Genomic DNA, 22,958 nt, shown 5'->3' on the forward strand with positions numbered 1-22,958 from the left:
CTGACGGGTGCAGTGCGCGGGCGTTCCGTGCGCAGGCGGGAGCACTTTCGACATGGCATCAGGATCTGACGACGACCGGAAGACCACCGACGAACCGGCTTACGGTGCAGACCAGATTCAGGTCCTCGAAGGCCTCGAGGCCGTCCGGAAGCGTCCGGGCATGTACATCGGCTCGACCGGTCCCCGTGGACTCCACCACCTCGTGCAGGAGATCGTCGACAACTCCGTCGACGAAGCGCTCGCGGGGTACTGCGACACCATCAACGTCACGATCCGTGCCGACGGCGGCGTCCGCGTGGTCGACAACGGCCGTGGCATCCCGGTCGGCATCCACGCTGCGGAAGGCGTCTCGACGGTCCAGGTCGTCCTGACCGTCCTGCACGCCGGCGGCAAGTTCGGCGGCGGCGCGTACGCGGTGTCCGGCGGTCTGCACGGCGTCGGATCATCGGTCGTGAACGCACTCAGCTCGGAACTCGACGTCGAGGTCCGTCAGCAGGGCCACGTCTGGCGCCAGAGCTACACCGACGGCGTCCCCGTCGCGCCGCTGTCGAAGGACGAAGCGTCCGACGAGCACGGCACCACGATCACCTTCTGGCCGAACGCCGAGATCTTCGAGTCGGTCGAGTTCGACTACGAGACCCTCCGCACGCGCTTCCAGCAGATGGCCTTCCTCAACAAGGGCCTGCGGATCACCCTGCACGACGAGCGCACGCCCGACGACGGCGAAGAAGCGCGGAACGACTCCTTCCTGTACGAGCGCGGGCTGGCCGACTACGTCGAGTACATGAACGCGCAGAAGAAGGCCGACCTCGTCCACCCCGACGTGATCGAGTTCGAGTCCGAGGACACGGACCGCAAGATCGCGCTCGAGGTCGCCATGCAGTGGAACACCTCGTACCAGGAGAGCGTCCACACCTTCGCGAACACGATCAACACGCACGAGGGCGGGACCCACGAAGAAGGCTTCCGTGCGGCGCTCACCACGCTCGTCAACAAGTACGCGCGCGAAGCCAAGATCATCAAGGAGAAGGACGACAACCTCACGGGTGACGACATCCGCGAAGGTCTGACCGCCGTCATCTCCGTGAAGCTCGCCGAGCCGCAGTTCGAGGGCCAGACCAAGACGAAGCTCGGCAACACCGAGGCCAAGTCCTTCGTCCAGCGCGTCGTCGGCACCGAGCTCACCCACTGGTTCGAGAGCAACCCGACGCAGGCGCGAGACGTCGTCCGCAAGGCGATCCAGGCCTCCCAGGCGCGCCTCGCCGCCCGCAAGGCCCGCGAGACCACGCGGCGCAAGGGTCTGCTCGAGTCGGGTGGCATGCCCGGCAAGCTCAAGGACTGCCAGTCGAAGGACCCGACGGTCTCCGAGATCTTCATGGTCGAGGGTGATTCCGCCGGTGGTTCCGCCGTGCAGGGGCGCAACCCGCTGACCCAGGCGATCCTGCCCCTCCGCGGCAAGATCCTGAACGTCGAGAAGGCCCGGCTCGACCGCGCCCTGGCGAACCAGGAGATCCAGTCGATGATCACGGCGTTCGGTGCCGGCATCGGCGAGGACTTCGACCCGGACAAGGCCCGGTACCACAAGATCGTGCTCATGGCCGATGCCGACGTCGACGGTCAGCACATCACGACGCTGCTCCTGACGCTGCTGTTCCGGTACATGCGTCCGCTCATCGAGCGCGGGTACGTGTACCTCGCGCAGCCGCCGCTCTACCGCCTCAAGTGGTCGAACTCCGCACACGAGTACGTGTTCAGCGACCGCGAGCGCGACGCGATGCTGCAGTCGGGCATCGCCTCGGGCAAGCGCATCCCGAAGGACAACGGGATCCAGCGCTACAAGGGTCTCGGCGAGATGGACTACAAGGAGCTCTGGGACACCACGATGAACCCGGACACCCGCACGCTCCTGCAGGTCACCCTCGAAGACGCCGCGGCCGTCGACAGCGTGTTCGCGACGCTCATGGGGGAGGACGTCGACGCCCGCCGTCAGTTCATCCAGCAGAACGCCAAGGACGTCCGGTTCTTGGACATCTGACCTCCGGACCCTCGCCTGGAGGCGCGGTGTGAGCCGCGTCGACCAGTCCTGACCACCTGTGGTCGCGCCCGGCGCGACGACCGGACCACTGCCTCCAGGCGGTGCAGAAAGGCAAGAAGGCCACATGGCTGACGAGAACGAGAACCACGACGAGCCCGAGATCGTGCACGGGGACAGCGGGGACATCGTCGTCTCCGGCGACCGCATCTCGCAGGTCGACCTGCAGCTCGAGATGCAGCGGTCGTACCTCGACTACGCGATGAGCGTCATCGTCGGCCGTGCGCTGCCGGAGGTCCGTGACGGACTGAAGCCCGTGCACCGTCGCGTGATCTACGCCATGTACGACGGTGGCTACCGTCCCGACCGGGCGTTCTCGAAGTGCTCCCGTGTCGTCGGCGACGTCATGGGGCAGTTCCACCCGCACGGTGACTCGGCGATCTACGACGCACTGGTCCGCTTGGTGCAGCCGTGGTCGCTCCGGTACCCGCTCGCCCTCGGGCAGGGCAACTTCGGCTCCCCGGGCAACGACGGTGCCGCGGCCCCGCGGTACACCGAGACGAAGATGGCCCCGCTCGCCCTCGAGATGGTGCGGGACATCGAGGAAGAGACCGTCGACTTCCAGGACAACTACGACGGTCGGACGCAGGAGCCGGCGATCCTGCCGGCGCGCTTCCCGAACCTGCTCGTCAACGGTTCCGTCGGCATCGCGGTCGGCATGGCGACGAACATCCCGCCCCACAACCTGCGCGAGGTCGCCGCCGGCGCGAAGTGGGCGCTGGAGCACCCCGACGCCACCCGTGAGGAACTCCTCGCGGCGCTCATGCAGCACATCAAGGGCCCGGACTTCCCGACGGGTGCCCAGATCCTCGGCACGAAGGGCATCCAGGACGCCTACCGCACCGGCCGTGGGTCGATCACGATGCGCGCGGTCGTCAGCGTCGAGGAGATCCAGGGCCGCACGTGCCTGGTCGTCACCGAGCTGCCGTACCAGGTGAACCCGGACAACCTGGCGATCAAGATCGCCGAGCTCGTCAAGGACGGCCGCCTCGCGGGCGTCGCCGACATCCGTGACGAGACGTCGGGCCGTACCGGGCAGCGCCTGGTCATCGTGCTGAAGCGCGATGCGGTCGCGAAGGTCGTGCTGAACAACCTGTACAAGCACACGCAGCTGCAGGAGAACTTCGGCGCGAACATGCTCGCGATCGTCGACGGCGTGCCCCGCACCCTGGCGCTCGACGGGTTCATCTCCGCATGGGTCGACCACCAGGTCGAGGTCATCGTCCGGCGCACCCAGTACCGGCTGCGCGAAGCCGAGAAGCGCGCGCACATCCTGCGCGGCTACCTGGCAGCGCTCGACGCCCTCGACGAGGTCATCGCCCTCATCCGTCGTTCGCCCGACGTCGAGGACGCCCGGAACGGCCTGATGGAGCTGCTGTCCGTCGACGAGATCCAGGCGCGCGCGATCCTGGAACTCCAGCTCCGTCGTCTCGCAGCGCTCGAGCGGCAGAAGATCCACGAAGAGGCCGAGGCCCTCGAGCTCAAGATCGCGGACTTCGAGGACATCCTGGCCCGACCGGAGCGCCAGCGCAGCATCATCATCGACGAGCTCGGTGAGATCGTCGAGCGCTTCGGTGACGACCGCCGGACCGAGATCATGTTCGGGTACGACGGCGACATGTCCATGGAGGACCTGATCCCCGAAGAGGAGATGGTCGTCACCATCACCCGCGGCGGGTACGTCAAGCGCACCCGGAGCGACCAGTACCGCTCCCAGCACCGCGGCGGTCGTGGTGTGCGTGGCGCCCAGCTCCGTGCCGACGACATCGTCGAGCACTTCTTCGTCACCACAACGCACCACTGGCTGCTGTTCCTGACGGACCAGGGTCGGGTCTACCGGGCGAAGGCGTACGAACTGCAGGAAGCCGGTCGTGACGCCAAGGGGCAGCACGTCGCCAACCTGCTCGCCCTGCAGCCGGACGAGCAGATCCAGCAGGTCCTCGACATCCGCGACTACGAGGTCGCGCAGTACCTGGTGCTCGCGACCGAACACGGGCTCGTGAAGAAGACCGCGCTCACCGAGTACGACACCAACCGTACCGGTGGCATCATCGCGATCAACCTGCGGGACGGCGACAAGCTGCGGCAGGCGCTCCTCGTCGACGAGCACGACGACCTGCTCCTCGTCTCGAAGCAGGGCATGTCCCTGCGGTTCACGGCGACGAACGACACGCTCCGGCCGATGGGGCGTTCGACCTCCGGTGTGAAGGGCATGTCCTTCCGCGACGGCGACTCGCTCCTGGCTGCGCGGGTCGTCTCGGACGACGGCTTCGTGTGGGTGATGACCGAGGGCGGCTACGCGAAGCGCACCTCCGTCACCCAGTACCGGGTCCAGGGCCGTGGCGGCCTCGGCATCAAGGTGGCGAAGCTGGCGACGGACCGAGGGGACCTTGTGGGTGCTCTCATCGTGGGCGAGGACGACGAAGTGCTCGTCGTGCTCCAATCGGGCAAGGTGGTAAGGTCTGCCGTGGCCGAGGTCCCCGCCAAGGGCCGTGACACGATGGGCGTCGTCTTCGCGAGGTTCGCGGAGAACGACCGGATCATCGCGGTGGCCCGGAACAGCGAGCGGAACCTGGAAGACCAGGACGACGACGCCGAGATCGAGCCCGCGGGCCCGGTGGAAGCGGTCAGCCCGGACGAAGCGGCTGCTGACCCCATCGAGGCCGTGACCGACGAGAGCGTGCCCAACGACACCGAGCCCGTCGAAGACGAGGCCGGAGAGGACCAGCCAACCAATGAGTAGTGTCGCCGAGAAGCTCCAGAAGAAGGCGAAGCGACCCGTCGGCACCCGCCAGGTGCGACTCCGACTGGTCTACCTCGACTTCTGGTCCATGGTGAAGCTGAGCTTCCTCATCTCGTTCGCCGGGTCGATCGTGATCGTCGTGGCGACCGGGCTGGTGTGGGTCATCCTGAACCAGACGGGCGTGTTCACCCAGGTGGACTCGCTGCTCAAGGACGTCACCGGTCAAAACACCTACTCGATCATGGACCAGTTCTCGCTGGGCCAGGTCCTCGGGTTCTCCATCGTGGTGGGGATCTTGAACGTGGTCGTGGGCACCGTCCTCGGCGCGATCGTGAGCGTCCTCTACAACCTCAGTGTGCGGATCACGGGCGGCCTGCTCGTGGGCTTCACGAACAACTGACACACCCGGGCCGGGTGGGCCAGCCGCTCGATTTCGTTCTGCGAGATCGGTGGGGTAGGCTTTCATCCGGTCTGAGGGGCTATAGCTCAGGCGGTTAGAGCGCTTCGCTGATAACGAAGAGGTCCAAGGTTCAAGTCCTTGTAGCCCCACCATCCACTCCCCAGAACCGACTGACACCGCGGTAGCATGAACGGTGTTCCGGGGCCTTAGCTCAATTGGCAGAGCACCGCCTTTGCAAGGCGGGGGTTAGGGGTTCGATTCCCCTAGGCTCCACTCGTAGTTCCGGCTGTTCGACAACTTCGTTGTCTTTCCCGGTGACTCGTTCAGTGCCCATTCGCGCCGCCGCCCCTGCGGCGCGGGCGTCGTGCGTGGTGGCGGTCGCGAGTCCCGTGCCGTCCTCCGGCCCTCGTTGAGGGTCCGTTGGTGCCGACGCTGCGGCTACGGGTGCAGCGAGGTCGGGGGAAGTGCCGCGGGGGATCGCGGGCGTGGTCTGTTGTGCGACCCGGGTGGCGGGGGACGGGGTGCGGTGCGACGTCGAGGGACGAGTTGCGCTCCGGTCGCCGCGGTACACATGGCCGCTCGGCGGCTCGGAGTGCTGCAGGCGCCGGGACGACGAAGGGCCCCGGCTGGTGCCGGGGCCCTTCGGTCGAACCGTGGAGGTCAGGCGGCGGGCTTCTCCGCCGTGTCCGCGTCATCGGCGACCCAGAGGTCGTCGTCAGCGCGGAGCGTCTGGTACGCGGCGTAGGCAGCACCGGCGACGGCGACGATCCCGACGATGATCAGGGCGACTCCGCCGAAGCCGATGCCCTTCTTGTCGTTCACGCTGACCTTCGCGGCGGCCTTCTTCGCGTTCTTGCCCTTCTTCTGGGCATCCTTGACGATCTTCTGCACGCGCGGGTCCTGCACGAGGTCGCGCACGCTCAGCACCGAGCCGGCGGTGGACACGAGGCCCGGAACCACCTCGGTCTGGAAGCGGTGCGACGCGGTCTGCGCTGCGGACGTCGCGGCGTGCACACCTGTGGCGACCGCCGGGCGGATGCCGTTGTCGATCGCGTTCTGCACTCGGGGAGCGATGTCCTTGCGCGCTGCATCGGCAGCGTGCGAACGGGCCTCGGCGAGGATCGCGTTCGCGTGCTCGAGGACCTTGCGCTGCTCGCCCAGGAGCGCGGCGGTCTTGCCCTTGAGCTTCTTGATCTGCTTCCGACGCTTGCGCGGGATCTCGATCGTCGTCATCTGGTACCTCCATCGGAACGGCGTGACCCCATCCTGCCACCGCAACGCCTGACAGGTCACGGAGGCTCTCCTGTGCGTACCATCCGACCGTCAGCAGTACATGCGAGAATCGGAACATGTCTCTGCACACCGCTGTCGCAACGATCCACACGAACAAGGGCGACATCCGCGTCAACCTGTTCGGCAACCACGCTCCCAAGACCGTCCAGAACTTCGTCGGGCTGGCGACCGGCACGCAGGAGTGGACGCACCCCGGTACGGGCAAGGTCTCGACCGACAAGCTCTACGACGGGGTCGTCTTCCACCGCATCATCAAGGACTTCATGATCCAGGGCGGGGACCCGCTCGGTCAGGGCGTCGGCGGTCCTGGCTACCGCTTCGACGACGAGATCCACCCGGAGCTCACCTTCCAGAAGCCGTACATCTTCGCGATGGCCAACGCCGGCATCCAGGGCGGACGCGGCACCAACGGCTCGCAGTTCTTCATCACCACCGTGGCCACCCCGTGGCTCCAGGGCAAGCACACCATCTTCGGTGAGGTCGCGGACGACGAGTCCCGTGCCGTCGTCGACTCGATCGAGGGCGTCGCCACCGACGGCCGCGACAAGCCGCTCGAGGACGTCTTCATCCAGAGCATCGACATCGAAGAGGTCTGAGCCACCACGTGACCGACCAGGGGTACACCTCGGGCAACACCTGCTACCGCCATCCGGACCGGCCGAGCTTCGTGCTCTGCCAGCGGTGCGGCCGGACGATCTGCCCGGAGTGCCAGACACCGGCCGCGGTCGGCGTGCACTGCCCGGAGTGCGTCCGTGAGCAGCGTGCGCAGTTCTCCGCGAACCGTCGTGCCTCCGGGGCGCCGAGTGGCCTCACGGTCGCCCGACGCCGGTTCGCGATGCTCGACCAGAAGGCGACTGTGGTGCTCGTCGTCGTCTCGGTGGCGATCTGGTTGCTCGACCAGGTGACGGGCGGGTTCCTCTCGGGGCTGCTCGCGTACAACTCCGCCCTGCTGCCCACGCAACCGTGGCGGATGGTGACGGCACTGTTCGTCCACTCCGGGATCTTCCACGTTGGATTCAACATGTGGGCGCTGTGGATCTTCGGGCGGATGCTCGAGAACATGCTCGGCGCCTGGCGGTTCCTGGCGCTGTACTTCATCGCCGGGCTCGTGGGCTCGATGGCCGTGACGTTCCTCGCTCCGGGCACGTGGGTCGTCGGTGCCTCCGGTGCGATCTTCGGCCTGTTCGCCGCGTTCTTCGTGCTGCAGCGCAGCCTGGGGAACAACGCGGTGCAGCTGCTGGTGATCATCGGCCTGAACCTGGCGATCGGGTTCCTGCCCGGCACGAACATCGCGTGGCAGGCGCACCTCGGTGGCATCGTCGCCGGCTTCGTGACCGGCTACGTGTTCGCGAAGACCCGGAACATCCGGCAGCGCCCGCTGCAGATCGCGTTGCTCGTGGCCGAGGCCGTCGCCTCGATCGTCCTGACGTACGTCGGGTACGCGGTCACCTTCGGCTGAGCCCGAGCCCGAGCCTCTGCCTGGGCCCGAGTCCGAACGGCAGGGGCCCGGACAGCACCGGCTGGAACGGCCTGCACTCCACGTTCGACACGAACGCCTCAACACGAACGCCTCGACACCTCCGGTGCCGGGGCGTTCGTGGTTTCCACAGGCATCGACCGGGTTCTCCACAACTGGGGACAACTCGGTGAGTTACACGCGTGTGATTATCCCCACTGTGGATTCACCTGTGGATAACTTCGTGGTCCGGGTGTGGATGGTCGTGTGGAGAACCCGAAAAGGTGTGGAGAACGACGAGCGGCAGTGCGGAGAGCGGCCTGGTCGAGCGCGTGCGCTGTGGAGAACCTCGCCCTCGTGAGGATCACCGACGCGCGAGCGTGCACGGATGGTGACCGGCCAGCGTGGTTGCTGCCGCCCGAGGCCACGGCAGGGATCGCAGGGTGAACGACGACGCCCGCCGCACCGGAGTGCGACGGGCGTCAGGGAGCGGACGGGGTCAGCGCCAGCGAGTGGTCATGAGGAAGCCGACGAACATGATCCCGAACCCGATCAGGATGTTCCAGGAGTGCAGGGACGGAACCGGCAGGACGCCCTGCGAGATGTAGAAGACGATCACCCACGCGAGTCCGACGAGCATGAAGCCGAACATGACCGGCTTGAACCACACGGGGTTCGGTGCGTCCCCGGTGGTGTCGACCGAGTCGGCTCGGGTCTGCCGGGCGGGCTTGGTGCGGTCCTTGTCCTTGGCCATGGCCGGTATCCTACCGTCAACACGTGTGTCCCAGGGCCCGGCCCCGCTGCGCACATCCCCCACGAGTACGGTGAACCGACCATGACCAGGATCCTCGTCGTCGACAACTACGACAGCTTCGTGTACACGCTGAACGGCTACGTCCAGCAGCTGGGCGCCGACACGGACGTCGTCCGCAACGACGCGTTCCCGGAATCCGAGATCGCGGACCGCATCGCCGACTACGACGGTGTGCTGCTGTCTCCCGGCCCGGGCACGCCGGCCGACGCTGGCGTCTCGATCGCGGCGGTGCACGCCGCCATCGCGGCTGACAAGCCGCTCCTGGGTGTGTGCCTTGGCCACCAGGCGATCGCCGAGGCACTCGGAGCGACCGTGACGCACGCCGACGAACTCATGCACGGCAAGACCTCGCAGGTGGACCACGACGACAGCGCGCTCTTCGTCGGGGTGCCGCATCCGTTCACCGCGACGCGCTACCACTCGCTGGCGATCGTCGACGGGACGGTGCCGGACGAACTCACCGTCACCGCCCGGACCGGGGGCGGCGTCATCATGGGCGTCGAACACCGCGAGCACCCGGTGTACGGCGTGCAGTTCCACCCCGAGTCCGTGCTGACCGAGGGCGGGTACCGCATGGTCGGGAACTGGCTCGAGGCGACGGGCCTCCAGGGCGCCGCGGAGCGCGCCGCCGGACTCAACCCGTTGATCGCGGCGCACCGCTCCTGAGCGGCCGGTCCTCCGGGGACGGGGGCCGTCGCAACCACCGGGCCGTCGCAACATCCGGGGCCCGTCCACCGGGCCCGTTCCGCTGAGGTCATGACCCAGCCGCCTGCGGTGCCGGGTCTCGAGACGGGCTGGCGCCGCGCCTCCAGGCCGGGAGGCACGGATCACCGCCACTGACCGTCCTGCCTGATGCGGACTCGACGCCGACCCATCGGCGCCGGGTCAGACGAGCGGGGTCGCGATCACTTCCCGCCGGTGCCGCCGTTGCCGGCATTGCCACCGATACCGGCGGTGCCACCGCCACCGCTGCCCGTGCCACCGGCCCCGTTGCCCGGGGTCGCCGGGGCGGAGGGCTGGAACGAGGCCGCGCAGTAGGTGAGGACGACGGTGCTGCCCTGTGCGATGTCGCCGGCGGGCTGGTCCTGTTGGGTCACCATGCCGCCAGTGCAGGCGTAGGACGGGTTGGCGGTCACCTTGAGCCCGAGGTCAGCGAGGGTGCTGTTGGCCGTCGTGAAGGGCTGCTGCGTCACGTCCGGCAGCTGCACCTTCCCGTTCGAGACGGTCAGGTTCACCACGGTGCCCTTCGTGTGCGCCGACCCCGCTGCGGGATCGGAGCTGAGCACGGTGCCGGCCGGGACGTCGGTGGAGTAGTCGGTGCTGACGGCACCCACGGTGAAGCCCGCGGCCACGAGGGCCTGCTGCGAGGCGTCCTGCGTCTGGTTCGCGACGGTCGGGACGGGGATCTGTTGCGGGCCGGAGGAGACGAGGACGCGGACGTTCTGGTGGCGACCGACCTGCTCGCCCGACCCGGGGTCGGTGCCGATCACGGAGCCCTTCGCGACCTTGTCGGAGTTCTGGTCGACGCGGACCGGCGTGAGCTCCGCCTTCTGCAACGCCTTCGCCGCGGAGTCGTAGGTGGCACCCGACAGGTTCGGCACGATGACCGACGACGACACGGGCGGCTTGCCGGGCTGCAGGTTCGCCACGAACCAGATCGCGCCGGCGATCACCCCGATGACCAGGATGATGCCGACCCAGATCCAGGCGACGGGCGGTCGGTTCTGCGTGCGCTGCGGTCGGTGCTCCGCGGTGTCCTCGAGCTCGCGGAAGGCCACGGTCGGGTTCGACGTCGTGCGCGGGTTGACGCCGAACAGCATCGTCGACGCGTCACGAGCGCTCTGCGGCACCTTGCGGGAGGACGCGGGCACGTGGCCGGCGGCGGCCTGCTGCAGGTCCGTGCGGAACTCCGCGGCGTTCTGGAACCGACGCGTGCGGTCCTTCACCAGGGCGTGCAGGGTCACGGCGTCGAGTGCCGGCGAGACCGCGGGCGCGATCGACGAGGGTGCGACGGGCTGCTCGCTGACGTGCTGGTACGCGACGGCGACCGGGGTGTCCCCGAGGAACGGGGGGCGGCCGGTCAAGAGCTCGAACAGCACCACGCCGGTCGAGTAGATGTCCGTGCGGGCGTCGACCGTCTCGCCGCGCGCCTGCTCCGGGGAGAAGTACGACGCGGTGCCCAGGATCGAGGTGGTCTGCGCCACCGTGGCCGAGGTGTCGGTGATGGCGCGGGCGATCCCGAAGTCCATCACCTTGACCTGCCCCGTGGGGGTGACCATGACGTTCGCCGGCTTGATGTCGCGGTGGACCACACCGGCGCGGTGCGAGTACTCGAGCGCGGTCAGGATGCCCTCGGTGATGCGCACGGCTTCGTCCGGGGCGACGGGGCCGTCGCTGATGATGTCGGAGAGCGGTCGGCCCTCGACGTGCTCCATGACGATGAAGGGGACCTGGACCTCTGCACCGGAGGGCTCGGTGACGGTCTCTTCGCCGGCGTCGTACACGCGGACGATGGTCGGGTGCGCCATGCGTGCCGCCGCCTGCGCTTCCTGACGGAAGCGGGTGCGGAACGCTGGGTCGTTGGCGAGGCTGGGCTTGAGCAGCTTCACCGCGACCTTGCGGCCGAGACGGGTGTCGTTCCCCAGGTGCACCGTTGCCATGCCGCCGCGACCGATGACGTCACCGATCTCGTACCGGTTGGCGAGGAGCGTGATCCCCGCGGTCACACCTTCTGGCACGTACTCCTCCGTCTGTTCGTCCGGGCCAGTGTACGGCAGCACTTCTGACCGACACCCTGGTCACGGGGGCGTCGACCGAACCGTTACCGAACGGTGTCGAGCCCCCGTGTGGGGGACGTGTCAGTTGTTGTCCTGCGGACCTGAACTCGGGTTCGTCCCGTCCGTCGGATCGGTCGTCGGGGTGCCCGTGGACTCCCACGTCGCTGTCGCCGGGTCGGAGTTCTCCGAGGCGGTGAGGTTGCCGCAGGTCACGTTGTACGTGAACGTCACCGGCTTGCCGACGGCGTTCGCCTGGACGGTGACGGCCGGCGAGCTCGTGTCGCCCTGGAACGCGCCCGATGCGTCCTTCGCGCCGGCGACCGACCACGAGTACTTCGACACCGTGTACCCGGTGGGGCACGTGGCCGCGGACCAACTGAAGGTCACCGAGCCCGTCGAGGACACCGTGCCCGCGGTCGGGGTGTTCGGCTTGTTGACCGTCGGGGGCGCCGTGTACTGCTGGATCACGACGAGCGACCCGGGAGCCAGGCTGCCCGTCGGACTGATCGACTCGACCGTGTTCGCCTTCGCGGGGCTGTCGGCGGTGTCGCCGTCCTCCACGCGGGACGTCAGCTGCATGTCCGCGAGCTTCGCCTGGGCGTCCGCGACGGAGAGCCCCTGGAAGTCGGCCGCGTTCACGATGACCCGCACCGGGGCCGGGGTCGACGAGGGCGTCGACCGCGGGGGCTCGGGTGTCGAACTGGTCGGGGGAGTCCCGCCGGCCTTCGGGTCGTTGCCGTTCAGGGCGAGGGCGGCGATGACCCCCGCGATCGCGAGCACCACGACCGCGGCGACGAGCCACCAGATCCAGGCACGTCGCTTCTTCGGCTCGTCGTCCGTGAGGGGTGACGCCGGCGTGGTGGGACGACCCGTCAGAGCGCCGGCCTGTGTGCCGATGAGCGCGGTCGCAGCGTCGTTCCCCTGCGCGTGCGGGGGGTTGAACGCGACCGTGCCCGCCTGGGCGATGGACGGAACCGCGACGGTGGCCGCGGCGACGTCCCCGCGGCGGAGCGCCTGGGCTGCACGAGCCAGGTTCGCGGCCGTCGCCGGACGGTCGGCGGGCTTCTTCGCGATGCACGACATCACGAGGGCCGCCACCGGCTCCGGGACGTCGCCCGGCAGCGCGGGCGGCTGCTCGTTGATGTGCGCCATCGCGATCGCGACCTGCGACTCGCCCGTGAACGGACGACGGCCGGCGAGGGCCTCGTACGCCACGATGCCGAGCGAGTAGATGTCGGTCGACGGCGATGCGGGGTGTCCGCTCGCCTGCTCCGGCGACAGGTACTGCACCGTGCCCATGACCTGGCCGGTCGCGGTGAGCGGGACCTGGTCGGCGATGCGGGCGATCCCGAAGTCGGTGATCTTCACGCGGCCGTCGGGTGTGATGAGCAGGTTGCCGGGCTTGATGTCGCGGTGGACGAGGCCGACGGCGTGCGCGGCCTGCAGGGCGTTCGCGGTCTGCGCCACGATGTCCAGGACCTTGTCGACCGGCAGCGTGTGCTCCCGCTCGATCATCGTCGACAGGGCTTCGCCGGGGACGAGTTCCATGACGAGGTAGGCGCTGCCGTCTTCCTCGCCGTAGTCGAACACGTTCGCGATGCCCTCGTGGTTCACGAGTGCCGCGTGCCGGGCCTCCGCGCGGAAGCGCTCGAGGAAGCCCGGGTCACCGAGGTACTCGTCCTTGAGGATCTTGAGCGCGACGGTACGGCCGATGACGAGGTCGGTCGCCTGCCACACCTCGCCCATGCCGCCGATCGCGACCCGGGAGGAGAGCTGGTACCGCCCACCGAAGGTGAGTCCGCTGGTGGGTCTCATTTGTTCAGCACCGCCTCCATGACTTTCTTCGCAACCGGAGCCGCGACCGTGTTGCCGACTCCGGACTGGCCGAGACCGCCGCCGTTGCCGACGACGACCGCCACGGCGACCTCCGGGTTCTTCGCGGGCGCGAACCCGGTGAACCACAGCGTGTAGGGGTCGCCCGTGCCGTTCTCGGCCGTGCCCGTCTTCCCGGCGACGTCGACACCGTCGATCTTCGCATTGGTCCCGGTGCCGGCGTTGACGACGCTCTGCATCGCCTCGGTCAGGTCGCTCGCTTCGGAGGAGGACAGCGGGTCGCTGTACTGCTTCGGCGAGAAGGACTGCACGGTCTTCAGGTCGCTCGTGGTGATCGAGTCGACGAGCGACGGCTGCATCACGGTCCCGCCGTTCGCGATCCCGGCCGAGACCATCGCGATCTGCAGCGGGGACACGCGGACGCTCGCCTGGCCGAAGGAGCTCAGCATGAGCTGGGCCGTCGAGTCGACGTCGGGGTACTGGCTCGCGGTCGCCTTCATCGGCACCTCGATCGCGTCGCCGAAGCCGTACTTGTCGGCCATCCGCTTGATCGCGTCGTACCCGAGCTTCTGCCCGAGTTCCGCGAACGGGATGTTGCACGAGTGCTGGATCGCCGTGCGGAGCTTGACCTTGGCGCCGCCACCGCAGCTGCCGCCCTCGGCGTTGTTGATGAACGAGCTCGTGCCCGGGAGCTGCAGTCGGGAGGGGTTGTCGAACTCGGAGTCCAGGTTGTACTTGCCGCCCTCGAGCGCGGCCGAGGCGACGACGAGCTTGAACACGGATCCCGGCGTGTAGAGGTCACCGCCGATGGCGCGGTTCTGCAGCGGCGTCGGGGACTGCCCGAGCAGGGCGTCGTACTGCGCCTTCACCTTGGCGGTGTCGTGCGAGGTGAGCGTGTTGGGGTCGTACGACGGCTTGGACACCATCGCGAGGATCTTGCCCGTCTTGGGCTGGATCGCCACCACCGCGCCGGAGTTCGACCCGAGTGCGTCGTAGGCGGCCTGCTGCACCTTGGGGTCGATCGTCAGGTTGACGTTGTCGCCCTGGATGTCCTGTCCGGTGAGGATCGCGTTGAGGTTCTGGAAGAACGAGTCGTCGGAGTTGCCGGAGAGCACGGTGTTCTCCGATCCCTCGATGCCGGTGTTGCCCTGTCCGATCGTGAAGTAACCGGTGACGGCCGAGTAGAGCGCGCCGTTCGTGTACTTCCGCTGGTACTGGTACTGGTCGTCCACCGGGGTCGACTCGGCGATCGGGCTGCCGTTCACGAGGATCGCGCCGCGCTTGGTCGAGTAGCTGTCGAGGATGGTGCGGGAGTTGCGGGAGTCGGCGCGGAGGGAGTCGGCTGCGAAGAACTGGATGGACGTCGTCGACACGAAGAGCGCGACGAACATGAGCACGATGACGGTCGAGACACCGCGGAGCTGTCGGTTCACCGGCTGCGCTCCTTCCTGGTCCGCCCGCGCGCGGCGGGGATGGCGCCCTGCTGGACGCGTTGCTCGGCGGGGATCGCGTCGGTCAGGCGCAGCAGCATGGCCGCGATGATCCAGTTCGCGACGAGGGACGACCCGCCCGCGGCCATGAACGGTGTCGTCAGACCCGTCACGGGGATGATCCGGGTGATGCCGCCGACGACGACGAAGACCTGGAGGGCGAGGATGAAGCCGAAGCCCACTCCGAGGAGCTTGCCGAAGTCGTCCTGCGCCATGAAGCCGACGCGGATCCCGCGTGACGCCAGCACGATGAAGAGCGCCAGGATGGCGAAGATCCCGATCAGGCCGAGCTCCTCGCCGAGCGAGGCGATGATGTAGTCCGCGTTGGCGACCGGCGTGATGTACGGGCGACCCTGACCGAGCCCCGTGCCGGTGATCCCGCCGTTCGCGAACCCGAACAGGCCCTGCACGAGCTGGTAGCTGCCCTGGGTCTGCCGCGCGAAGATCTGCTGGTCGAACGGGTTGAGCCACTGCTCGAACCGGCCGTGCACGTAGACGAGGGCGCTCTGGGCGACGAGCGCGCCACCGACGAACAGCACGAGGCCGATGACCACCCAGCTGAGCCGTGCGGTCGCGACGTAGATCATCACGAGGAACAGGCCGAAGTACAGCAGCGCCGTGCCGAGGTCACGCTGGAACACGAGGACCGCCATCGCGGCGCCCCACATCACCAGGATGGGGCCGAGGTCGCGGGCACGGGGGAACGTCATCCCGAGGACCTTGCGCCCGACGATCGACAGCGAGTCCCGGGCGGTGACGAGGTACCCGGCGAAGAACAGCGCCATCGTGATCTTCGCGAGCTCGCCGGGCTGGAACGAGAACGGACCGAGCTTGATCCAGACGCGTGCGCCGCCGACGTTCTCGCCGATGCCCGGCAGCATCGGGAGGAGCAGCAGCGCGATGGTCAGGAACATGAAGATGTACCGGTAGCGCTGCAGGAACCGGTGGTTGCGCACGAGCACCAGCGTGGCGATCGCGAGCACCATCGCGAGCAGGGTCCACACGATCTGCTTCACGCCGATCGCGGACCACCCGGTCAGCCCGTTGTGCACGTCGATCCGGTAGATCTCCGCGATGCCGATGCCGTTCAGGACGAGGGCGATCGGCAGGACGAACGGGTCTGCGTTCTTCGCGACGACCCGCAGCACGACGTGCATCACGAGGGCGAGACCGAGGATGGTCGCGCCCGTCCACAGCACGGAGGTGTCGAAGATCCGACCCTTGGTGCCGAGCTGCACGAGGATCATCGCGCCGGCACAGATGCCGCAGGCGATGACGAGCAGGACGAGTTCGAGGTTCCGGGCGCGTGCCGGCTCGCGCAGCTTGATGGTGATCGCCTGGGTGAGGGACTGGGACGTCGTGGCGCTCACTTGCCCGCTCCTGACGACGGCGTCGGGGCCCGTGACGGCGTCCCGGTGGTCGACGGCGTGGGGCTCGGCGACGACGATCCGCCGTCACCACCCGTGCCGGCCTGGTCCTGCCCGGTCGCCGCGGCCTTGCGCAGACGGTCGACGATGTCCCGGGCGTCGGACAGGGACTGGGCGTTGATCGTGGAGCGGACGTTCTCGCGGGTGTAGTCCGGCAGCGTCGACACGGAGACGTCGGTGTCCTCGTAGACGTCCGAGAGCGCGATCGGCCCGATCGACTGCTGCACGCCCTTGAAGATCGCGACCTGGCCCTTGTCGGTGCCGACGTAGTAGTGGTCCTGGATGATCCGCCAGCCCAGGAACACCGCGCCCACGAGGGCGGCGACGGCGAGGACGAGCGCGATCGTCCACGAGATGCGTCGGCGGATGCCGCGGCGGCGGTCCTCGGCGATGAGCTCGGCGAAGAACTGGTCCGACTCGGGCTCGAAGTGCGAGTCCTCGGGGGCGGTGGTCACCTTGAGCGGGTGGAGCAGGATCGTCGGGAGGCGGATCGGCTTGCGCCCGGTCGACGCCTCGAAGGTCAGGGGAGCCGCGGCGGACCCGACGGTGGTCGCGGCGTCGTCGTCGTCCTCTGGCTCGGTGTCGGTGACGTCCATCACCACGACCGTCACGTTGTCCGGTGCGCCGTGGTCGAGGGTCTCCTTGACCAACCGCTGCGTGACCTGGTTGGCGTCCATGGTCGACGCGAGGGCATGCCGGATGCGTTCCTCGGCCAGGTAGGACGACAGGCCGTCGGAGCAGAGCAGCCAGCGGTCACCCGGCTGGATGTCCATCACCGCGGTGTCGACCTCCGGTGCGGCGTCGACGTCGCCGAGCACGCGCATGAGCACCGAGCGACGGGGGTGCACCGCGGCTTCCTCCGGCGTGATCCGCCCGCTGTCCACCAGGCGCTGGACGAAGGTGTGGTCCGAGGTGATCTGCTGCAGTTCCCCGTCGCGCAACCGGTAGATCCGGGAGTCCCCGATGTGGGCGATGGCGATCTGGTCGCCGACCCGGATCATCGCGGACACCGTGGTGCCCATGCCGGTGAGTTCCTGGTGCTCGAAGACCGTCTCGGTGATGAGCTGGTTCGCCGCGATGAGCGCCGACTGCAGGGCGAACTCGGCGTCGTGCGCCGAGGGGAACTCGCGATCGACCTCACGGATGCGCCGGATCGCGATCGCCGAGGCCACGTCGCCGCCGGCGTGCCCGCCCATGCCGTCCGCGACGGCGAACAGGTGCTGGCCGGCGTACCCGGAGTCCTGGTTGTTGGCGCGGATGCGTCCCACGTGGGACACAGCGGCGCTCAGCGTGCGAGCTGGCATCCGGGGGCTACCGCCGCAGCTCGAACGTCGTCGTCCCGATCGTGATCGGCGTGTGCTCACCGATGAGCACGGGGGCGGTCACCTTCTGACCGTTGACGAACGTGCCGTTCGTGGACTCGAGGTCCGTGATGACCCAGCCCTCGGGGCGGAGGTCGAGGCGCGCGTGGTTCGTCGACGTGTAGTCGTCGCGGATGACGACGTTCGACTCGCTCGAGCGGCCGATCGTGATCGGGCCGCCGCCGAGGGGCATCTCCATGCCCTCGCGCGATCCCTCGGTGATGACGAGACGGGTGGCGAGCTGCGAGGCGGGCTGCTGCGCGCCTCCCGACTGGTCGATGAGCTCGGTGAAGGCGCCGCCGGAGGCGGCAGCAGGGGCCGCGGCAGCCGGAGCCGTCGGGGTCGTCGGACCGGAGGGTCCGGCCTTCGGGTCGGTGGGGATGGTGCGCAGGCGTTGGCCGAACAGGTCGCTCCGCAGCGCGAAGACGATCACGAACACGAACAGCCACAGCACCGCGAGGAACGCGAAGCGCAGGACGAGCAGGGTCAGCCCTGTGGTCATCGAGCACCTCCGTCGCTCTCGGGGATCACCCGGAACACCATACGGGTACGACCGATCTCGATCGTCGAATCCGGCTCGACGATGGCCTGTTGGAAGCGCTCACCGTTCAGTTTCGACCCGTTCGTGGACCCGAGGTCGTTGGCCTGGGCGTGCTTGCCGTCCCAGATCACCTCGACGTGCTTGCGGCTCGTGCCGGTGTCGGCGACGGTGATGTCGGCGTCCGTGCCACGCCCGATGACGGTGCGTCCGCGGTGCAGCCGGTGCCGCTGCGAGCCGATGTCGAGGACCGCGACCCAGGCGACGTCGCGCTGCACGGTCGTGGAGTCGATCTGCAGGAGCCCGGTGGAGAGCGTGCCGTCCTGCTGCAGGCGGATCGAGACCGGTCCGGAGAACGAGTAGTTCTGCGCGACGGCGTGCTGCTGCACCATCTGCGTCAGTTCGTCGACCAGGGGACGGCCCACGTCGTTCATGCGGGAGAAGTCCGGCGGCGACAGGCGCACCGTGAACTCGTTCGGCACCAGGATGCGCTCGCGGGACACCACGGCGGCCTTCGTGTCGAGCTCGCGACGGAGCGCGCTCGAGATCTCCACGGGCTGCACACCGGAGCGGAAGGTCTTGGCGAACGCGCCGTTGACGGCGCGCTCCAGCCCTCGCTCGAAGTTGTCCAACAGGCCCATGGGTCTCCAGTGTCGTCGGTCGGGGACCCCTGCATGGTAGTGGGTGGCACCTGAGGCCGTCTGTGCGTGCTATTGTTTCGGGGCTGGCGCGAGTGGCGGAATTGGTAGACGCGCACGGTTCAGGTCCGTGTGCTGGAAACGGCGTGGGGGTTCAAGTCCCCCCTCGCGCACCAGGGGTTCTTCGAGGTGTTCCGAGTGGAATGCAGAAGGATCCAGCAGCAACAAAAGGCCGGTCCCCTCGGGGGCCGGCCTTCTTGCTTGTTGTGGGTCAGTCTTCGGAGTGGGTCTCGAGTTCGCCGAGGCCGCCGTCGAAGGCTTCGGCGGGCTGGGAGCCGTCGAAGAACCCGTTGCGTGCTTTGCCTCGTCCGGTTGCCGGCGCTCCTCGTGACATCGCTGCTCTTCGTCTGGCGCACCCGGGCAACCCCCTCTGGAGACGCGACCTGTGGCTCACCATCGGCGTGCACGCCGTGTGGAACGCGACCGAGGCACTGCTCGGCCTGGTCCTGGCCGTGGTCGGGCTCCCCCTGGCGAGCGACGCACGGACGGAGCTGCTCCTGCGGTGACGTCGATCCTGGTGACGAGCGGTCCGCGCCGGCCTCCTCTGGACCATGCCCGGCCTGGAACTGATCGGTCTACCCGCATTGAGGGCACGTCTGGTGACTTGTGAGCAATCCACAACGGCCGCTATGTTCGCTGCGGGGGGGCCACGAAGTGGACTGTGAAATGGGGGCTGTGCTGCGCGCTGAGCAGCACGGGGCCGACTACGGCATACCGGTGCGGGTGGAGACCCGTCACCGTTCGGCAGCGACGCTGCACGATGCGATCAGTGTCGTGCTCACGAGCTGGCCGTCGCTCCGATCTGTGGTCCAGGACGGTCGACTCGTCCGCATCGATGGCGATGTGCGGCGTCACCACGTGGATCACGGGCTGCTCGACAGGACGTCGCGGGCAACGTCCGGTCAGGCGTTGTTCCGCTACGCCGTCGCGGAAGACGGGAGCACCGTCGATCTCCTCTTCCACCACGCCGTCGCTGACGGTTCCGCCGTGCAGGCGTTCCTCGAGGACTTCGCTGCCGTCCTGTCCGGCGGGCGGCCGGACGGCGACGGGGTCGTCGAACCCCCGCTCGGGACCATCGACGATCAGGTCGCGTTCGGTCCCGTCGCACCGGCCGCCCGGCCCGATCCGAGCCTTCTCGCTGAACAACGCCTCACCGCGGCTGCATGGTCGTCGATCTCCGCATCGAGTCCCTCCGTGACCCCGTTCGCTCGGCTCGCGGCCGCGGTCGCCTCCGCGTTCCCGGGCCTACCGGTGCGCGCCGGACTCGACCAGCGCCTCCTGGCCGTGCGTCCCCCTCGCGGTGGCGACCAGACCGTGCTGGTCACGCTCTCCGACGGACGGCACCTGGCCGCCGAGGCCGTGCCGACGGCGATCCTGCGCGGTGGCGCTGCACCGGCTGAGCACGTGCAGGACGGCGTGGTGGTGTCACTCGCCGCCGCGCCCGAACTCGACCACGAGGACATCGTCACAGTGCGGTTGGGTGACTACACGCAGAAGTACCGCTCGCACGTCCAGGTCGTCGCCGCCTCCGACGGGGTGGTCGTGAGCGTCCGTGCCCAGACGGACGCGCAGGACAGACTCGCGTCGATCCTCACCGGACTCGGACTCGGCCTCGACCGGGGGGTCGACGAGCTCACCCGGTCGGTATCCGTGAAGACCCCGCAGGCGATACGTTCGCCACTGACCGCCCTACTCGCTGCAGAAGCGGATCAGCCGCTCTGGGAACTCGGCCTCGACTCACTCGACCTCGTCACCCTCCGTGATGAGGTGACGAACCGTCTCGGGGTCGAGATGCCGCTCGTTGCGTACTACTCGTGGGAGACCGTCGGCGACGCGCAGGGAGCGATCCGACGCGCGCTCCCCGTTGCGTCGAGGGGCGACGACCCCGAGCTCGTCGAGCTGCCCTACGCGCTCGACGTGTTCATCGACGCGCTCCGGGCGGAAGCACCGGGGACGTACGAGATCGACGTGCTCTGCACGCTGCGGGACGGCGTGGTCCTCGATGAGCTCGTCGCCGCGGTCGACCGGGTGTTCGCCACCGTGCCGTTGCTCGGGCGGTCCCTCGACTTCACGGACGGCACCGTCGTGGCGCGGCGGTCGGAGGCCGTCCGGTGTGCGGTCGACGAGGAAGCGCCTCGGCTCGCCCTGCGTGCCCCGCAACGCCTCGCCTGGTCCGGTGTCCACCGCGGACAGCGCACCTTGCAGCTGCGCCTGCATCACGTGATCGCGGACGCCGCCGGCGTCTGGGCACTCCTCGGTCTGATCGACGCCGAGCTCAGCGGACGACCGCTCCCGACGCAGCCGTCGCTGACACACCTCGCCGAGCAGTTCGCTGCGGCTCGATCGGTCGCCGTCGATCGGTGGCGCGACCGACTGGCGGCGCAGCCCTACCCCAGTCCGGCCGGGCGCGGAGCGGGTCCCGCCCGCGGCGACCACCACGAGGTCCGGGTCCGGGTGCCGCTGCGTCACGAGCAGCCGGGCGCCACCGAGGTCGTGGCTCGCGCGGCGCGCGTCGTCGGACTCGCGACGGGTGCGGTGGCGGGGACCGTCGGCGTCGGCTTCTCCGGTCGCGGAGACGTCGGTGGTTCCCGAGCTGTCGCCTCGACCGCCCGGGTACTCCCGGTCCGGTACGACCGAGAACTGCCCGGGACGACGAGTGACGACCTCGAGTTCGCCCGCTCCGCGCAGCACCTGTCCGCTACGGAGCTCGGCTCGATGGGGGCGGCCTTCCCACGCACGCTCGTGCAGTTCGTCCGCTCGGGTGCCACCCCGTCGTCCTTCGCTTCGGACGTCGTGTTCACCGGTGGTGGCGCGAAGTTCGAGCTCGGAGTCGACGTGGTCGAGTCAGCGGTGCGGGAGATCCTCGCCTACGGGTTGCGGGACCTCTACACCCTCGCCGAGATCGAGGCCGTCGCGACCCAGGTCGCCGAGGAGCTCGCATGACGGCGACCGCCCCGCTGACCGGGATGCAGACCAAGATGCTCGTGATGTCCGTCGGGGACTCCTACCGGGTCCCGGTGGTCTTCCCGATGGCCGACGGGACCGGGGCCCGCCACGCGGCCCTCCGGGTGACCGAGGCCGTCGAGCGCTTCACCACGCTCCGCAGCCGTCCGCGCCACGACCGCGGCGCGTTCACGCTCGAGATCGGTGTGGTCCCGACGCCGGACGTCGGCGTCGAGGTCGGCGACCCCGACGCCCTGCTCCGGTCCGGTGCGCTCCGGGCGACTCCGGACATGCCGTTCCGTGCTGCTGTGGTCCGCGCCGGGTCCGGCGAGGTCAGCGTCGCGGCGGAGATGCACCACATCGCCATCGACGGCCCCAGCCTGCCGGTGTTGGCCGCGTTCCTCGCCGGGACGGACACACCGCCGACGACCCCGGAGGACGTCCGGCGCGTGCAGGAGCAGGTCTGCGCGTGGGAACGGGAACAGGACACCGTCCGGGCCTCCGAGGACCCCCTCCACGACCCCGTCGTCGATGACGTGCGTATGGGTTCGACCGAGCGGCTGTCCGTCAACCTCGACGGCGACGTCGTGGTCATCGGTGCACGGGCAGCGCGTGTCAGCACCCGGGCCCACGTCCAAGCCGCGTTCGAGGTCGCCGCGGAGCGGGTCCTCTCCGGTTCCGCGTACGGCGTGACGCAGTCATGGCGGTGGGGACTCGACCTGGACCGGTACGTCGGCTGCACACCCGTCATCGTCGAACGACGGATCGGGGTCGGGACGGTCGCCGAGCGCGCTCATGCCGTCTCCACCGCGACAGCGGATCCGCGGATCCGCACGCAGGACCGCGTCGTGGAGGCCCCGACCACGGTGTTCTCGTACGAGAGCTTCGGTTCGACCAGGTACGTCGAGGTCGACCGTGTGCCCAAGTCGGTCGTGCACGTGCGCTACGTGGACCTCGGCCGGAGCAGTCGGGTCGTCTGCGAGTACGACGACCGACGGATGGGCGCCCGCACCGCGGAGGCGCTCGTGTCCGAACTCGTGTCGGCGCTCGACGCCGGGGACAGGATCGTCGTCGGCCAACGCTGACGGCATCG

At 68.8% G+C, this 22,958-nt stretch carries 18 protein-coding genes and 3 tRNA genes; 12 read left to right on the plus strand and 9 right to left on the minus strand.

Features of this window, described 5'->3' with window-relative positions; genetic code table 11:
- The first annotated feature begins 52 nt into the window (after positions 1-52).
- The 5 genes from gyrB (at position 53) to J7E22_RS06400 (ending at position 5,508) form a co-directional block, all read left to right on the plus strand.
- Positions 53-2,035, plus strand: coding sequence for a DNA topoisomerase (ATP-hydrolyzing) subunit B (gene gyrB / locus J7E22_RS06380; RefSeq protein ID WP_214979955.1), 1,983 nt, complete (start codon positions 53-55; stop codon positions 2,033-2,035).
- A gap of 124 nt (positions 2,036-2,159) precedes the next feature.
- Positions 2,160-4,835, plus strand: coding sequence for a DNA gyrase subunit A (gene gyrA / locus J7E22_RS06385; RefSeq protein WP_214979957.1), 2,676 nt, complete (start codon positions 2,160-2,162; stop codon positions 4,833-4,835).
- A complete protein-coding gene (locus tag J7E22_RS06390; RefSeq protein WP_214979960.1) occupies positions 4,828-5,235 on the plus strand; it encodes a DUF3566 domain-containing protein in 408 nt (135 codons plus the stop codon). The genes gyrA and J7E22_RS06390 overlap by 8 nt, the downstream gene beginning before the upstream one ends.
- Before the next feature lie 75 nt (positions 5,236-5,310).
- Positions 5,311-5,387: transfer RNA gene (locus tag J7E22_RS06395), tRNA-Ile, on the plus strand.
- Between the two features lie 48 nt (positions 5,388-5,435).
- A tRNA-Ala gene (locus J7E22_RS06400) sits at positions 5,436-5,508 on the plus strand.
- Positions 5,509-5,895: 387 nt separating this feature from the next.
- Here the strand turns inward: J7E22_RS06400 and J7E22_RS06405 are convergent.
- Positions 5,896-6,468, minus strand: a complete 573-nt coding sequence (locus J7E22_RS06405) for a hypothetical protein (RefSeq protein ID WP_214979962.1) — start codon at positions 6,466-6,468, stop codon at positions 5,896-5,898.
- 116 nt (positions 6,469-6,584) lie between these two features.
- On the opposite strand from J7E22_RS06405, the gene J7E22_RS06410 reads away from it, so the two are divergent.
- Both J7E22_RS06410 and J7E22_RS06415 read left to right on the plus strand, forming a co-directional pair.
- Positions 6,585-7,124 carry a peptidylprolyl isomerase gene (locus tag J7E22_RS06410; RefSeq protein WP_214979964.1) on the plus strand — a complete coding sequence of 180 codons (540 nt, stop codon included), beginning with the start codon at positions 6,585-6,587 and terminating at the stop codon, positions 7,122-7,124.
- Between the two features lie 8 nt (positions 7,125-7,132).
- A complete protein-coding gene (locus tag J7E22_RS06415) occupies positions 7,133-7,987 on the plus strand; it encodes a rhomboid family intramembrane serine protease (RefSeq protein ID WP_214979966.1) in 855 nt (284 codons plus the stop codon).
- 496 nt (positions 7,988-8,483) lie between these two features.
- On the opposite strand, the gene J7E22_RS06420 is transcribed toward J7E22_RS06415, so the two are convergent.
- Entirely contained in the window at positions 8,484-8,738 is a 255-nt protein-coding gene (locus J7E22_RS06420) for a cell division protein CrgA (protein WP_214979969.1), read from the minus strand.
- 81 nt (positions 8,739-8,819) lie between these two features.
- Between J7E22_RS06420 and J7E22_RS06425 the strand changes: the two genes are divergently transcribed.
- Positions 8,820-9,464 carry an aminodeoxychorismate/anthranilate synthase component II gene (locus J7E22_RS06425; protein ID WP_214979971.1) on the plus strand — a complete coding sequence of 215 codons (645 nt, stop codon included), beginning with the start codon at positions 8,820-8,822 and terminating at the stop codon, positions 9,462-9,464.
- Between the two features lie 239 nt (positions 9,465-9,703).
- Here the strand turns inward: J7E22_RS06425 and pknB are convergent, their stop codons facing one another.
- The 7 genes from pknB to J7E22_RS06460 form a co-directional block, all read right to left on the minus strand.
- Positions 9,704-11,524, minus strand: a complete 1,821-nt coding sequence (gene pknB, locus J7E22_RS06430; RefSeq protein ID WP_214980669.1) for a Stk1 family PASTA domain-containing Ser/Thr kinase — start codon at positions 11,522-11,524, stop codon at positions 9,704-9,706.
- Positions 11,525-11,656: 132 nt separating this feature from the next.
- Positions 11,657-13,390: a serine/threonine-protein kinase gene (locus J7E22_RS06435; RefSeq protein WP_214979973.1), complete on the minus strand. Its 1,734-nt coding sequence runs from the start codon at positions 13,388-13,390 to the stop codon at positions 11,657-11,659.
- The gene (locus J7E22_RS06440) at positions 13,387-14,841 is read right to left on the minus strand and encodes a penicillin-binding protein 2 (RefSeq protein ID WP_214979975.1); all 1,455 of its coding nucleotides are present in this window, start codon (positions 14,839-14,841) and stop codon (positions 13,387-13,389) included. Before J7E22_RS06440 ends, J7E22_RS06435 begins: the two co-directional genes overlap by 4 nt.
- Complete coding sequence (locus tag J7E22_RS06445; RefSeq protein ID WP_214979977.1) at positions 14,838-16,268, minus strand: FtsW/RodA/SpoVE family cell cycle protein; 1,431 nt, start codon at positions 16,266-16,268, stop codon at positions 14,838-14,840. The genes J7E22_RS06440 and J7E22_RS06445 overlap by 4 nt, the downstream gene beginning before the upstream one ends.
- Complete coding sequence (locus J7E22_RS06450; RefSeq protein ID WP_214979979.1) at positions 16,265-17,629, minus strand: Stp1/IreP family PP2C-type Ser/Thr phosphatase; 1,365 nt, start codon at positions 17,627-17,629, stop codon at positions 16,265-16,267. The genes J7E22_RS06445 and J7E22_RS06450 overlap by 4 nt, the downstream gene beginning before the upstream one ends.
- 7 nt (positions 17,630-17,636) lie before the next feature.
- Positions 17,637-18,188: an FHA domain-containing protein gene (locus tag J7E22_RS06455; protein ID WP_214979981.1), complete on the minus strand. Its 552-nt coding sequence runs from the start codon at positions 18,186-18,188 to the stop codon at positions 17,637-17,639.
- A complete protein-coding gene (locus J7E22_RS06460) occupies positions 18,185-18,865 on the minus strand; it encodes a DUF3662 and FHA domain-containing protein (protein WP_214979983.1) in 681 nt (226 codons plus the stop codon). Before J7E22_RS06460 ends, J7E22_RS06455 begins: the two co-directional genes overlap by 4 nt.
- An 86-nt stretch (positions 18,866-18,951) precedes the next feature.
- On the opposite strand from J7E22_RS06460, the gene J7E22_RS06465 reads away from it, so the two are divergent.
- From J7E22_RS06465 to J7E22_RS06480, 4 genes are all read left to right on the plus strand, one after another.
- Positions 18,952-19,038: transfer RNA gene (locus tag J7E22_RS06465), tRNA-Leu, on the plus strand.
- 183 nt (positions 19,039-19,221) lie between these two features.
- Positions 19,222-19,428 carry a hypothetical protein gene (locus J7E22_RS06470; protein WP_214979985.1) on the plus strand — a complete coding sequence of 69 codons (207 nt, stop codon included), beginning with the start codon at positions 19,222-19,224 and terminating at the stop codon, positions 19,426-19,428.
- A 403-nt stretch (positions 19,429-19,831) separates the two neighbouring features.
- A complete protein-coding gene (locus tag J7E22_RS06475; protein ID WP_214979987.1) occupies positions 19,832-21,865 on the plus strand; it encodes a phosphopantetheine-binding protein in 2,034 nt (677 codons plus the stop codon).
- Complete coding sequence (locus J7E22_RS06480; RefSeq protein ID WP_214979989.1) at positions 21,862-22,950, plus strand: hypothetical protein; 1,089 nt, start codon at positions 21,862-21,864, stop codon at positions 22,948-22,950. Before J7E22_RS06475 ends, J7E22_RS06480 begins: the two co-directional genes overlap by 4 nt.
- Positions 22,951-22,958: the final 8 nt, after the last annotated feature.

The organism is Curtobacterium sp. ISL-83, from assembly GCF_018613895.1.
Classification (GTDB): domain Bacteria; phylum Actinomycetota; class Actinomycetes; order Actinomycetales; family Microbacteriaceae; genus Curtobacterium.